The 12,847-nt window shown below is 57.5% G+C and carries 12 protein-coding genes; 5 read left to right on the top strand and 7 right to left on the bottom strand.

Annotated features, from left to right (window positions below):
- Positions 1-97: 97 nt before the first annotated feature.
- The 5 genes from dgt to EMQ_RS08145 all read right to left on the bottom strand — a co-directional run bounded on the left by dgt (position 98) and on the right by EMQ_RS08145 (position 6,521).
- Positions 98-1,330, bottom strand: a complete 1,233-nt coding sequence (gene dgt / locus EMQ_RS08165) for a dGTP triphosphohydrolase (RefSeq protein ID WP_010667044.1) — start codon at positions 1,328-1,330, stop codon at positions 98-100.
- Between the two features lie 140 nt (positions 1,331-1,470).
- Positions 1,471-2,949 (bottom strand): outer membrane beta-barrel protein, encoded by a 1,479-nt coding sequence (locus tag EMQ_RS08160; protein WP_010667043.1) that lies wholly within the window; start codon positions 2,947-2,949, stop codon positions 1,471-1,473.
- Positions 2,950-2,984: 35 nt separating this feature from the next.
- Positions 2,985-4,340 (bottom strand): ethanolamine permease, encoded by a 1,356-nt coding sequence (gene eat / locus EMQ_RS08155; RefSeq protein WP_018308188.1) that lies wholly within the window; start codon positions 4,338-4,340, stop codon positions 2,985-2,987.
- Positions 4,337-5,137 carry an ethanolamine ammonia-lyase subunit EutC gene (gene eutC / locus EMQ_RS08150; protein ID WP_010668392.1) on the bottom strand — a complete coding sequence of 267 codons (801 nt, stop codon included), beginning with the start codon at positions 5,135-5,137 and terminating at the stop codon, positions 4,337-4,339. Before eutC ends, eat begins: the two co-directional genes overlap by 4 nt.
- Position 5,138: 1 nt before the next feature.
- Positions 5,139-6,521, bottom strand: coding sequence for an ethanolamine ammonia-lyase subunit EutB (locus tag EMQ_RS08145; protein WP_010668391.1), 1,383 nt, complete (start codon positions 6,519-6,521; stop codon positions 5,139-5,141).
- Between the two features lie 465 nt (positions 6,522-6,986).
- On the opposite strand from EMQ_RS08145, the gene EMQ_RS08140 reads away from it, so the two are divergent.
- Complete coding sequence (locus EMQ_RS08140) at positions 6,987-7,502, top strand: 3'-5' exonuclease (protein ID WP_018308189.1); 516 nt, start codon at positions 6,987-6,989, stop codon at positions 7,500-7,502.
- A 41-nt stretch (positions 7,503-7,543) separates the two neighbouring features.
- On the opposite strand, the gene EMQ_RS08135 is transcribed toward EMQ_RS08140, so the two are convergent.
- Both EMQ_RS08135 and EMQ_RS08130 read right to left on the bottom strand, forming a co-directional pair.
- On the bottom strand, positions 7,544-7,945 hold the full coding sequence (locus tag EMQ_RS08135) for a tautomerase family protein (protein ID WP_010665876.1): 402 nt from the start codon (positions 7,943-7,945) through the stop codon (positions 7,544-7,546).
- A 34-nt stretch (positions 7,946-7,979) separates the two neighbouring features.
- A complete protein-coding gene (locus EMQ_RS08130; RefSeq protein WP_010665877.1) occupies positions 7,980-9,329 on the bottom strand; it encodes an aspartate aminotransferase family protein in 1,350 nt (449 codons plus the stop codon).
- A 426-nt stretch (positions 9,330-9,755) separates the two neighbouring features.
- On the opposite strand from EMQ_RS08130, the gene EMQ_RS08125 reads away from it, so the two are divergent.
- From EMQ_RS08125 to EMQ_RS08110, 4 genes are all read left to right on the top strand, one after another.
- On the top strand, positions 9,756-10,625 hold the full coding sequence (locus EMQ_RS08125) for an MBL fold metallo-hydrolase (protein ID WP_231367969.1): 870 nt from the start codon (positions 9,756-9,758) through the stop codon (positions 10,623-10,625).
- Positions 10,626-10,715: 90 nt separating this feature from the next.
- Positions 10,716-11,225, top strand: a complete 510-nt coding sequence (locus EMQ_RS08120) for an ankyrin repeat domain-containing protein (RefSeq protein WP_010665879.1) — start codon at positions 10,716-10,718, stop codon at positions 11,223-11,225.
- A complete protein-coding gene (hisC, locus tag EMQ_RS08115) occupies positions 11,222-12,301 on the top strand; it encodes a histidinol-phosphate transaminase (RefSeq protein ID WP_010665880.1) in 1,080 nt (359 codons plus the stop codon). Before EMQ_RS08120 ends, hisC begins: the two co-directional genes overlap by 4 nt.
- A 196-nt stretch (positions 12,302-12,497) precedes the next feature.
- Positions 12,498-12,788 carry a hypothetical protein gene (locus tag EMQ_RS08110; RefSeq protein ID WP_010665881.1) on the top strand — a complete coding sequence of 97 codons (291 nt, stop codon included), beginning with the start codon at positions 12,498-12,500 and terminating at the stop codon, positions 12,786-12,788.
- Positions 12,789-12,847: the final 59 nt, after the last annotated feature.

Below are 12,847 nucleotides of genomic sequence, written 5' to 3'. Positions count from 1 at the left end.
GTGTTCCTGTATACCATTGTGGTGTTCGGGATTGGCTTTGTCTCCCTGTGGGTAAGAGCAAAGCCCGCAGAAGGGTCAATCCGTAACGCCGCTGATATTACCCCGGCACGGACAGATCGGTCAGACGCCGATGCTCTTCCATCGCGAAACGGTCGGTCATGGACGCCAGATAGTCGGCGACGACACGGCGGCGCCCTGCTTCATCGGCGGCGGCATCGGCCTGTTCACGCCATCCGTCAGGCAGAAGACCTGGGGATGAGCCCAGCGTATCGAACAGCTCGGCGACCACATGCTTCGCCTTGTGCGTCATCCGTTTGACTTTCCAGTGCCGATAAAGGTTGGCGAACAGGAAAGAACGGATCTGCGCATTGGCCTCGCCCATGGCCGGACTGAAACTTACAACCGGCTTGGTGGCATGACGGATGTCGCTGGCGGATTTCGGTTCGAGAGCGACGAGATTTTTTTCGGTTTGTTTGAGAACATCCGAGACGAGAGCATGGACGATACGCCTCACCATCTCATGGCGGAGGCGTTGATCCTGTGTAGCGATGGATGCGCTGGCGGTCGTGGGTGCATCCCCCGTGCGGCTACCGGCTCCGAAGGATGTAACGGGACGGGGCGGCAGGGTTGCGGCAATCCGACGCGCTTCCCGCAAGGCGTCGCTGACCACGGGCACATCAACCAGATCGTCCAGCGTAAGCAGACCGGATTTGATCCCGTCGTCCAGATCATGCCCGTGATAGGCGATATCGTCGGCCAAGGCTGCCAGTTGCGCCTCAAGCGAAGCGAAGGTGTGCAACTCCAGATCCTGAGCTGCTGTATAATCGCGCAGCCAGCCGGAAACGTGACTGACCGGGCCGTTATGTTTCACCAGTCCTTCCAGCGTTTCCCATGTCAGATTGAGGCCATCGAACTGGAGATAACGTTGCTCCAGTACAGTCACCTGCCGAAGAGCCTGTGTATTGTGATCGAACCCGCCCCAAGGCTCCATCGCGAGGGAAAGAGCATCCTCTCCTGCATGGCCGAAAGGAGTGTGACCAAGATCATGGGCGAGGGCGATGGCTTCTGTGATGTCTTCATCTGCTCCGAAATGCCTGGCCATGGATCGTGCGATCTGGGCCACTTCGAGGGAGTGTGTCAGGCGGGTTCGGAAGAAATCACCTTCGTGATTGATAAAAACCTGAGTTTTGTACTGAAGCCGCCGGAAGCCTGATGAATGGATGACCCGGTCACGATCCCGCTGCCAGGGCGAGCGTGTGGGAGACGCAGGCTCGTCATAGAGTCTGCCGCGTGAGGCGTGTGCGTTGACCGCAAAAGGAGCTGTGACCATCAGGCCCATCCATGGTGGTTGGTGGGCCTATAAGATCATGTTCACAGGATCATGGCGAGAGGCGCTTGTGGCGATCTCTTTTCGTTCAGGGGAGTGCTGGCACTCCCCTGTATAGACAGTCTGTTTATGCGTAATCTGGATCAGAAGGCCCAGATGGCATCGGCGTTGAACCACAGCATGTTGCTGGTGCCGTTGTTGACGACCGGATTGGCGACCGTGCCCGCCTGGTTGAAGGGGCGTGTCCCGTTGAGCGATTTGTCGAGACGGACTTCTGGACGGAAGGTGAACTGTCCGAAACTGACATGTTTGTTGATGAATTCCGGACGATAGGTGACGCCGACCGTCAGCGCACCAAAGGTCGTTGGAGCCGCGACATAGTAGGGGTAAGGCTGGTTTGTCAAAGCCTTGGTAAAGGATGTGAAGCTTGAATATTCAGCGATCGTGCCGCCTGTGTTGTCACGCAGGATTTCACCACGGGCGTTGAAGGTCAGGTTCGGATTGATGTCGTAGGCGAAATAGCTTGTGACACCATAGACATCATCACGCGCCAGATCATCATGCAGATAGGTCCCGTCAACAGTGATGGTCATCTTTTTGTTGAGCTTGTAGGTCGCAAGGATGTCGCCGTTATACTGCATCTTTTCGTTGGCGATCTTGCCGACGCCCACACTGTACCATCCGGCCGCGGCGCGCGAATCTCCATTGTTGCCCTGCGGACCGAAGTGACCAAGGAGATGGAAGCTCAGCTTGCCATCCATGAGATCGTTGAAGGCGAAGCCGAAAGTTCCCTTCGGGCGGCTGTTGTTTCCGGCATTGCCGAAGGACGTTGAGTTGCCCGCGTCAATACCCAGAATCCAGTCAACATGCTTGTTCAGGTGTAGCGTGGTATAGATGCCGATGACCTGGAACGGTACGATGTAATCCGAGGCATAGTTGAAGGTATAGAAGGGACGGGCAAGGGCCGGTGTGCCTTCGGAACCGAGCAGACCATACATCTGACCAAGCTGGACATCGATACCCCGCTTGAAGAGCCACGGCATGTGGAAGTCAACATGCGCCTGTGTCGGAACCCACTGATACAGACCTGTTAATGAGCCACTACCCATACCTGCGGTCGGATCGAAACGCGCATCCGAACCATACATGACTTCAAAGTTGAAGCCGAAGCCGTAACCATCACCAATGCTCGTGACAGGATGGGAGAGGGAGCCCATGATCTGGTTGAGTGTAACGGTGTTGGCGCGGTCAACATAGAACTGTCCGAAGTTGCGTGCCGAGCGTGTCCAGGGGTTGCCGGCGATACCGGCTTCCACGGTGAGATGCCCCACCAGTCCATCCCAGTAGGAGAGAGGTTTTCCTGCCTTGGGGTGGAAAATGTTGCCCTGTACGACTTTCAGGCTTTCTTCGGTTTCCGCAACATCGTCATCGACGAGTTTGTCGTTGTCAGCCAGGGCGTCAGGAGCCGGCGTGGCTTTGGGCGCATTGATGTTGACGACAGGTGCCGTTGCCGGAGCTGGCGATGACACAGTCTGTGCGTGGGCCGCATACGGCAGGATCAGGCTTGCTGTCATCAGTGCTGATGAAAGAAGCAGGCCTTTTCTGCGGTATTTCTCGATCATATAACTTCCCTCTCTCGTGATCGACTCTGACTGGCTCAGGAAGCCTGCAGGCGCTTCTTCGTGGATCGCATCATAAAGAACACAGACAAAATCATTATGAATGCGATATAAATCAAGAAAATTGTTGTGTTGTAAAAAATAACCGCAGTCAGTGCGACAATTGCGCAACTCAAGGCGAGTGCCGGAAGGATCGGATAAAGTGGCGCACGGTAGGAACGCTCCATGTCCGGCTCCTTGCGACGCAGCACGAACAGGCTGATCATGCTGAGAATATACATGGTCAGAGCACCGAAAACGGACATCGTGACAAGTGTGGCTGTCAGGGACTGACCAGCTATCGAAACAACATCGTCAGAGAAAATAGCAGCGATTCCCACGATTCCGCCTGCAATGGTAGCGACGTAAGGGGTCTGGAAGCGTGGATGGATCTTTCCCAGAACCGCAGGAAGAAATCCGGCGCGGGCAAGCGCAAAGATCTGACGGGCGTAGCCCATGATGATGCCGTGCAGGGAGGCGACAAGACCGAAAAGTCCAAGCCATACCAGCATGTGCAGCCAGCCGCTGTTTGTTCCGACAACACGTTTCATGGCCTCGGGAAGCGGATCATTCAGATTAGCCAGCGCTTTCCAGTCACCCACACCACCGGCAAAGATCATGACGCCGAAAGCAAGGGAAACGAGCGTCAGCACACTTGCGATATAGGCCACAGGAATCGAACGTTTTGGGTCTTTTGCTTCTTCTGCCGCCATTGCCACGCCTTCAATGGCGAGAAAGAACCAGATGGCAAAAGGAATGGCGGCAAAAATGCCTCCCATAGCTTCAAGACCGAAATGAGGAGCAACGCCCCAGCCGTCATGAATGAAGTTGTCCCATGAGAAGGCGGGTGCGACCACACCCATGAAGACAAGAAGTTCGATAATGGCCGCTATGGTCACGAACAGTTCAAAGGATGCGGCAATATGAACGCCGACTATATTGAGCGCCATGAAGATGATGTAAGCACCCACGGCCGCAACTTTGGGTGATAAAGCCGGAAACTGCACGTTCAGATAAGCACCAATCGCAAGAGCGATTGCAGGAGGTGCGAAAATGAATTCAACGAGAGTCGCAAGGCCTGCGATCAGACCTCCCAGCGGACCCAGTGCGCGGAAGCTGTAAGTGAACGGACCACCTGCATGGGGAATGGCTGTCGTCAGTTCCGTAAAACTGAAGATAAAGGATGTGTACATCAGGGCTACGAAGATCGTGGCGACCATGAAACCAAGCGTTCCGGCCGTGCCCCATCCATAACTCCAGCCGAAATATTCGCCTGAAATCACAAGGCCGACACCGATACCCCATAAATGGAAAGCACTCAGTGTCTTGTTGAGTTTTGTCGCACCCGTGGTCATGCGCGTGTGTCCTTATCAAGAGCGGGTGGTGTCTGTTGGAGAAGTGTGCTTTCCGGTGCGTCATCTTTCAGATCGACGCCGGTCAGCTTGCGCTGTCTGGCCTCGCGCATCAGCCAGGCGAGCTTGTCAGCCGCCGCAGCCGTTTGCTGGCCATGAGGGTGAATGTTGGAAAGGCAGTTGCGCGCCGAATCCGGGCAGCCCACGCGTGGTGCGTATGTGAGATAGGCGCCCATGCTGTTCGCAACGCTGAGGCCCGGACGTTCGCCGATCATCATGACGACCATGCTGGCGCCCATGGCGGCGGCGATCTCATCGCCTATGGCGACGCGACCTTCCTTTGCAATGACAAGAGGCGCAATCGACCAGTCTTTCAGGCGCTCTTTCATCGCGTGATACAGGGCAACCGCGCCCTCCGTTGTGGCGACGGAGGAGAGGCCATCTGCTGCAACAAACACGACATCCCAGCAGCCTTTTTTCAGACTGGCGAGGCTTTCGGCATCAAGTCGCCGTCCCAGATCAGGCCGACGCAGATAGGTCGGGCGATCCGGTGCGCGGCTGTGAACGATCAGGCAGGGTTCGTCCTTCAGCTGCGCCTGCATCGTGTCGATGTCGAGCGGCGTATGCACGGCGTCACGCGCCTGTGCGTGGGCCGCCTGAAACGCGAGAACATCCGTGCTGCGCTGGGCATTTCCGCTGCGGCCCAGCCCGATGCGGGCGCGGGTGAGGGAACGCAGTCCTTGCCACGGGTCGGGGCTGCCGCCTCTGGTTGATGCGGTGGGGAGTGTCTTGTCTGTCATGTCAGGCAATCATCTGGCCAAGAAGTGTCTGGCTGGGAGACAGGGGCAGCATTCTGTTATTGCCGCTGTCATACAGCCCCATTTTTTCAAGCCATGCCGCGAATTCAGGTGCCGGTTTCAGGTTCAGCAGCGTCCGCAATGTCAGAATGTCGTGGAAGGACAGGCTCTGATAGTTGAGCATGATGTCATCCGCGCCCGGCACACCGATCAGGAAGGAAATGCCCGCTGTGCCCAGCAGCACCATCAGGTTGTCCATGTCGTCCTGATCGGCTTCGGCGTGATTGGTGTAACAGGCGTCACATCCCATCGGCACGCCCATCAGCTTGGCGCAGAAATGATCCTCAAGACCGGCGCGGATGATCTGCTTGCCGTCATAGAGATATTCCGGACCAATGAAGCCCACGACCGTGTTGACCAGCAGCGGTCTGTAGGCCCGAGCCACAGCATAGGCCCGCGCCTCGACGGTCTGCTGGTCAATGCCGTGATGCGCGTCAGCGGAAAGCGCTGCACCCTGTCCGGTCTCGAAATACATGAGGTTGTCGCCGACCGTGCCGCGCTTCAGTCCCTGCGCGGCATCATGGGCTTCCTTGAGGATGGCGAGGTTGACGCCAAACCCTTCATTGGCCTTCTGGGTGCCGGCGATGGACTGGAACACCAGATCGACCGCGCCACCGCGATTGATGATCTCGATGGTGTTCGTCACATGCGTCAAAACGCAGGTCTGAGTGGGAATATCGTAATGCTGTCGGGCATGGTCGAGCATGTCGAGCAGCGCCAGTCCGTTGGCGACACTGTCCGTTGCCGGATTGATCCCGATGACTGCATCACCCATGCCATACAGCAGCCCGTCCAGCGTGGAGGCGGCGATGCCTTTGAGATCGTCCGTCGGATGGTTGGGTTGCAGACGGGAGGCGAGGCATCCCTCAAGTCCGATGGTGTTGCGGAACCTGGTTATCACCCTGATCTTGCGCGCAACGCTCATCAGATCCTGATTGCGCATGATCTTGCTGACGGCGGCGGCCATTTCAGGTGTGATGCCCGGCGCTACGGCGGCGAGGGTCGCTGTGTCAGCCTCGTGCGACAGGAGCCAGTCACGGAAACCACCAACCGTCAGATGGGCGATGGGAGCGAAGGCGGCCTTGTCGTGAGTATCCACGATCAGCCGCGTGACCTCGTCTTCTTCGTAGGGAACGAGATCGGTGCTCAGGAAAGTGCTGAGAGGCAGCTCCGCCAGGGCATAGCGGGCGGCCATGCGCTGACCGTCGGATGTGGCGGCAAGGCCTGCCAGCTCATCGCCAGATCTCTGGGAGGATGCGGCTGCGAGCAGCGCCTTGAGGTCATCAAATCCGTAGCGTTCTCCGCCGAGTGTATGATGGAAGCTCATCCCGAAAGCTCCTGACATCCAGTTTCGGGCCAAGCCCGGCTTGTGTGATGGGTCGCGGACGCGCAGAACGATGCGAACCCGAAACATACCGGATATGCGTCAAAACACCAAAGCAGGGATGTTCAATCCGTAACGTGATTGCGGGGCGTGAAGGGGCTTTCCATGGATTGTGTCAAAAAAAGGGTTTTTTCTGAATCCGAGTGTTTTTCGGATTGAGTATGAAGCAAATTAAAAAACGTAATCATGAAACAGGAGGACAATTAGAAATGTTTTGACACAAAAAAATTAGAGTCAGAAAGGCTGAAAATTTTCAATCAATTGAAAATAAAAGAAAAATTATATATTAAGCCATTGAATGGACATAAAATGATGTAAAGATTCTTCTGAAATGCGTCTATTTCTGTCTTGTTCGGCGCTCATGGCCCGGCAGAATATCCGGTACAGAAAGGCAGTGCTGGCTCTAACGTGTTCATTTTTCTGGATAATGAAGCCTCTTCTCTCAACGTCGATAGTTATCCCATCGAAATCGCCTGGGTCTGGGAGAATGGGAAAAGTGAAAGCTTCCTGATCCGTCCGGAACCGGATTGGACAGACTGGTCGGAAGAAGCCGAGGCTCTGCATGGGGTGAGTCGGGACACGCTCATGCGCGAAGGCAGTCCAGCGGCCATGGTGGCTCAGCGCTTTCTGGCGGCCACGGAAAACTGCCGGATTGTCACGGATGCGCCGGCCTTTGATCGCGGCTGGCTGAAAAGACTGTGTGGCGTTGTCGGAAAAAGCGGGCCTGTCGTCCATCCCGTGTTGGAAGCATGGGTGGAGGCGTTGCGGTCAGCACACAGGGGAGTGTCGGCGGCGGAAGACGCTACGTTGCTGGCTCAGGTTCGCATGCGGGAAGAAAAACGGACATCGCGAAAGCACAGGGCCTTACCGGACGCGATGGAATTGTGGAGAATCTGGAGAGACCTCCGGGATGGCGTGTTGTAACTGGGCAGATCGGACGTTTCTCCGGTCTGCCCTCTGTTTCATTACTTCCGGAGCGGAAGCTCGCCTGTCAGGAACTGGGCGCGGCCCAGACCGAACGACCAGTGGGCATCCTTGTTCTCCACCACGGAAATCATGACGTCGGACGACTTGATTCCACACTCTGCTTCCAGACGCTCGGTGAGCAGACGGTAGAACAGGGCGAAGCCGCCGTCACCACGCGGACGGCTGAACACCTGCAGCAGCACCATGTCCTTTGTGCGGGGAATATCGAGGCCCGTATCCTCAAGAATCATGTGTGACGGTTTATGCTCGGTCACGATCTGGTAGCGATCGCCACGCGGTACCTGAAACGCCTCCAGCATGGCTTCGTGCGCCGTGTCGAGGAGCTTCTTGATCTCGGCCTCGTTGCGGCCTTCATAGACGTGAAAATGCAGAAGAGGCATGAAAATCTCCGTTGTCCGCCGAAGCGGAATGGTGTCAGTCCAGTTCAGTAATCAGTTTGCGGACGGTCGCAACCATGTCACGCAACTGCTCTGGTGTCGAAATGAAGGGAGGGCCGAAAGAGATCGTCTCGCCCGTGCAGCGCAGAAGAAGCCCGTTCTTCAGCCCTTTTTCGAACAGTTCAAGACATCGTGCCCCGGGCGCATCTTTACGTGGCTTCAGATCGACGCCCGCCGTAAGGCCGATATTGCGGATGTCATGCACAATCGGCAGGTCGCGCAGGCTGTGAATGGCTTCTTCCAGCACCGGCTCAAGCGAGCGGGCGCGGGCGATCAGGCTTTCCTCTTCCATGATGTCGAGAACAGTGTGCGCCACGGCGGCCGCCAGCGGATGGCCGGAATAGGTATAGCCGTGCGCGAACTCGATGGCGTTCTCGGGGCCGGTCATGAAGGTGTTGTAGATCTCGTCAGTCACGATCACGCCGCCCATCGGCACGATGCCGTTGGTCACGGCCTTGGCGAAGGTGATCATGTCCGGCTTCACGCCAAAGCGCTGCGAGGCGAAGTTTTCGCCCATACGACCGAAACCGGTGATGACCTCGTCGAAGATCAGCAAGATGCCGTGCTTCGTGCAGATCTCGCGCAGGCGTTCGAGATAGCCGATCGGCGGCACCAGCACACCGGTGGAACCCTGCACCGGTTCCACCATGACCGCGGCGATGGTGGAGGCGTCATGCAGGGCGATGACGCGCTCCAGATCCTCGGCCATTTCCGCACCCCACTCGGGCTGGCCTTTCGAGAAGGCGACCCTGGCGTGGTCGTAGGGGTGACGGATGTGATCCACGCCCGGCACCATGATTGTGGCGAACATTTTGCGGTTGGGGACAATGCCGCCGACCGACATGCCGCCCAGTCCGACGCCGTGATAACCACGCTCACGTCCGATCAGACGGAAGCGACCACCTTCGCCACGCAGCCGGTGGTAACCGATGGCGGCCTTCAGAGCCGTGTCGGCGGCTTCCGATCCGGAGTTGGCGAAAAAGACATGCTCAAGCCCGGCAGGCGCCATATTGGCGATGCGCTCGGCGAGACGGACTGTGACGGGGTTGGCAAGCTGGAAGCCCGGTGCATAGTCGAGCGTGTCTGCCTGTTTTTTCAGGGTTTCCGAGATCCGTGGATCGGCGTGTCCCAGTGGGGAGCACCACAGGCCGGACAGCGTATCAAACAGCTTCACGCCGTCGGCGGTCGTGTAATACGGTCCACTTGCGCTCTCCAGAACACGGGCCATGCCCTGTTCCTTCACCCGGCGATTGGCCGTGAACGGCATCCAGTAGCGCCCTTCCTTGAGACTTCTGGCGCAATCGAACTCGTTTTTCAGTTCAGACATGCTTGGCTCCCGCTTTGCCCCTGTCGGGGAATATTCGCGTCTGTGTTACGTGATCATTGCGACTTCGTATAGACATCTTGCGATGGAACTTCTCTGTCTCTTTCTGTGAGGGCAGAAGAAAGGAGCATAGTGCAGAAAGCGCCTGACAGCTTGCTGGATACAGTGAGCAGAAGTTCTGATGGCGTCTTCCTTTTCCGATGCTATTTTCCCTTCATGAAAAAGGCAGCGCTTCCTCTCTCTGATCATTGCAACGGCGAGATTTTCATCAATCCACCTCTCCCGGAAGACTGGCAGGAGGCTCCAAGGCCCCTGGCATGGCCAGATCAACCGGTTCCCCCACGGTCGGCGGCTCAGGCAGGGAAAAAACGACGGGGGATAAGACCTCTGACGTTTCTGCGCTGGGTCATATCGAATATTCTGGAAAAAATGCCGCAAAACCTGGAACCGGACGCGCCGGGCGATCCGCACGACGTGCCGGAACAGGGGGAAGCTGCTGTCACCTTTATCGGTCACAGCACGTTCCTTCTCAGATTTCCATTGCCGGAGGGCGGCACGCTGTCTGTGCTGACAGACCCGATTTTCTCGGCACGCTGTTCTCCCATTCCGTTTATCGGGCCGAAGCGTTTCCGGCCACCAGCCTACCAGCTGGCCGATCTGCCCCCCATCGACGTCGTGCTGGTTTCACATTGCCATTACGATCATCTCGATCTGCCTTCGCTGCGAGCGCTGGCGCAACGGGACAATCCCGTGGTCGTGACAACGGCGCAGACGGGAGACCTGATTCGGAAAGCTGGCCTGTTGCGGGTGTCCGAACTGGACTGGTGGCAGAGTGTGCGGATTAGTGACCTTGAGGTCGTCTGCACACCAGCCCGTCACTTTACGCAGAGGGGGCTGACGGATGCCGGGAAACGTCTGTGGGGCGGGTTCTTCCTGCGTTTCCCGAAATCGCCTGAGACTCCCTCGGTCTTCTTTGCGGGTGATACTGCGCACGGACCTCACTGGAAGGAGATTGGCATCCGGCTTGGTGCGCCTGATATAGCTCTGCTGCCGATCGGGGCGTACGCGCCGCGTCCGATGCTTCGCAAGGTTCATACGGACCCGGTGGAAGCGGTGGAGGCGTTCCGGCAGTTGCAGGCGCGTCACGGGATTCCCATGCATTTCGGAACTTTTCCGTTGTCGCAGGAGCCATTGGGGGAGCCCGAACGTTGTCTTCGGGAGACGGCGGAGTGGGCCGGACTTGCTCCGGATGCCTTTGTGCCGCTCGGCTTTGGTGAAACGAGACTGTTGAGCCAGTAGCGTCCTTCGCAGAGACGACCGAATAAAGTAGAAGGATATACAGCGCCTTTTGTGTGGGGTGCTGCGGTGGAACCGGGAAGGGAGAGTCAGATGCCGGAACATGAAGGCGAGACATTCGATCAGGCGGAAATCGAAACCCTGTTCCTTGAAGCTGCGCGTGACGGTCAGACGGATCTTGTCCGCGAATTTATCGCGGCGGGCCTGAGCCCGGATGTCACGAATGACAAGGGATACACGCCGCTGATTCTGGCCGCCTATAATGGGCGTGCGGACACGGTGAAGCAACTGCTCGAATCCGGTGCGTCCGTTGACAAGACCGACGCCAAGGGCGCGACGGCGCTGGCTGGCGTCGCGTTCAAAGGCGATCGCCCGATTGCCGAAATCCTGATCGCGCATGGCGCGGCTGTAGACGCCGTCAACAGCGTAGGCCGTACGCCGCTGATGTTTGCCGTCATGTTCGGGCGCACGGATATGGTGCGTTATCTGCTTGAAGCAGGGGCTGATCCGGACCAGAAGGACGGCGAAGGCCAGAGCGCCCGTGAAATGGCTGTTGCGCAGGGCCACCCTGATCTGCTCACTCTTTTTGGAATCTCTTCATGAGTCGTTTCTGGAGCCCGCTTGTTCACCGCCTCACGCCTTATGTTCCCGGTGAGCAGCCGCGTCTGACCAATCTCATCAAGCTGAACACCAATGAGAGTCCATATGGTCCGTCGCCCAAGGCGATTGCGGCCATGCAGGCGGCGACCGATGAAACACTTCGGCTTTATCCTGACCCGGCCTCTCTGGCCCTGCGCGAGGCTATCGCGCGGCGGTCGAGTCTGACGGCGGAGCATGTCTTTACCGGCAATGGTTCGGACGAAGTTCTGGCGCACGCGTTTCAGGCGTTCTTCAACCACGGCGAGCCTGTGCTGTTCGCCGATGTGACCTATAGTTTCTATCCGGTCTATTGCGGCCTTTACGGTCTGCCTTTTGAAACTGTGCCGCTTGATGCTGGGCTGCGTGTGCGGATTGAGGATTTCAATCGCCCGAACAGCGGTATCGTGCTGGCCAACCCTAATGCTCCGACAGGGATTGCTCTCGGACTTGGGGACATTGAGAAACTGCTGGCTGCGCATCCGGACCGGGTTGTGCTGATCGATGAAGCTTATGTGGATTTCGGCGCTGAATCCGCTGTTTCACTCGTCAGTCGCTATCCGAATCTTCTGGTGGTCCAGACATTCTCCAAATCACGGGGACTGGCTGGCCTGCGTGTCGGTTTTGCTGTCGGCGATCCTGCCCTGATCGAAGGGCTGGTCCGCGTGAAGGACAGCTTCAATTCCTATCCGCTTGATCGTCTGGCGCAGGCTGGCGCTCTGGCGGCCTATGAAGATGAAGAATGGCTTGCCGAATGCGTCAACAAGGTCATGGCGACCCGGACGGCCCTGTCGGGTTCCCTCGCGGAACTCGGTTTTGAGGTCTTGCCTTCCAGCGCCAACTTTGTTTACGCTCGGCATCAGGATCGTGAGGCTGCCATGCTGGCGGCCGCGTTGAGAGAAAGGGCGATAATCGTGCGCCATCTTAAAGGCCCGCGAACATCATCCTGGCTCAGGATCACGGTCGGAACCGATGCGCAATGCGCAGCACTGGTGAAGGCGTTGCAGGATATCCTGCACAGAAATGATCAGTCGCCGGATTAACGCCGACTTCCATTTTCTGAACACTTTCCCGCACTCCGAAAAACAGACAGCCCTCTCACGTCTGTCGTTCTCGCCCGTCGGCAGGACTGGTCAGTCGTAAAGGACAGGTGAGAGAGTCTGTTTTTTCACTTTTTGTTAGAATCTGTCCTCCAGATATGGGGGTAACCTTTTGTCCTGCCTGAATGGGTTTTGAAACATGCGTGCTTTTCACGGCCAGCTTTCGGATAATCAGCCGATCCGCCGTACTCTTGCTGAGAAGCAGAAGCAGCTTCGTGACCTCAAGGAAACGCTGGCATCCATGAAGTCGCACACGGCTCCCGCCCTGCGGGACAGCGTGCGCAAGCGTATTGCCCAGCTTGAGGCCGAACTGGCTGCTGCTCCGGCTCTGAAGTCTACGTCCGAGAACCGGACACAGCGTCCCGCGACGGGTGCAGGCGATGCATCCCGTCGTCCACGCAGCCGTATCCGTTCAGACCTCACAGGCTGAACGACTGTCTATAGCGCGGCACCTGATGGTGCCGTTACCTGCCGGGGGTACACTGGCAG

It is taken from the genome of Acetobacter aceti NBRC 14818 (assembly GCF_000193495.2).
In the GTDB taxonomy this organism is placed as follows: domain Bacteria; phylum Pseudomonadota; class Alphaproteobacteria; order Acetobacterales; family Acetobacteraceae; genus Acetobacter; species Acetobacter aceti.
The sequence above is the reverse complement of the archived record's forward strand: the minus strand, read 5'-3'. Positions and strand labels throughout refer to the sequence as shown.

Coding starts and splice junctions, on each gene's coding strand:
- dgt (WP_010667044.1), bottom strand. CDS start 1,330: ATGGTCACAGCTCCTTTTGCGGTCAACGCACACGCCTCACGCGGCAGA.
- EMQ_RS08125 (WP_231367969.1), top strand. CDS start 9,756: ATGCCGCAAAACCTGGAACCGGACGCGCCGGGCGATCCGCACGACGTG.
- EMQ_RS08160 (WP_010667043.1), bottom strand. CDS start 2,949: ATGATCGAGAAATACCGCAGAAAAGGCCTGCTTCTTTCATCAGCACTG.
- EMQ_RS08145 (WP_010668391.1), bottom strand. CDS start 6,521: ATGAGCTTCCATCATACACTCGGCGGAGAACGCTACGGATTTGATGAC.
- EMQ_RS08130 (WP_010665877.1), bottom strand. CDS start 9,329: ATGTCTGAACTGAAAAACGAGTTCGATTGCGCCAGAAGTCTCAAGGAA.
- EMQ_RS08110 (WP_010665881.1), top strand. CDS start 12,498: ATGCGTGCTTTTCACGGCCAGCTTTCGGATAATCAGCCGATCCGCCGT.
- eutC (WP_010668392.1), bottom strand. CDS start 5,137: ATGACAGACAAGACACTCCCCACCGCATCAACCAGAGGCGGCAGCCCC.
- EMQ_RS08135 (WP_010665876.1), bottom strand. CDS start 7,945: ATGCCTCTTCTGCATTTTCACGTCTATGAAGGCCGCAACGAGGCCGAG.
- hisC (WP_010665880.1), top strand. CDS start 11,222: ATGAGTCGTTTCTGGAGCCCGCTTGTTCACCGCCTCACGCCTTATGTT.
- eat (WP_018308188.1), bottom strand. CDS start 4,340: ATGACCACGGGTGCGACAAAACTCAACAAGACACTGAGTGCTTTCCAT.
- EMQ_RS08120 (WP_010665879.1), top strand. CDS start 10,716: ATGCCGGAACATGAAGGCGAGACATTCGATCAGGCGGAAATCGAAACC.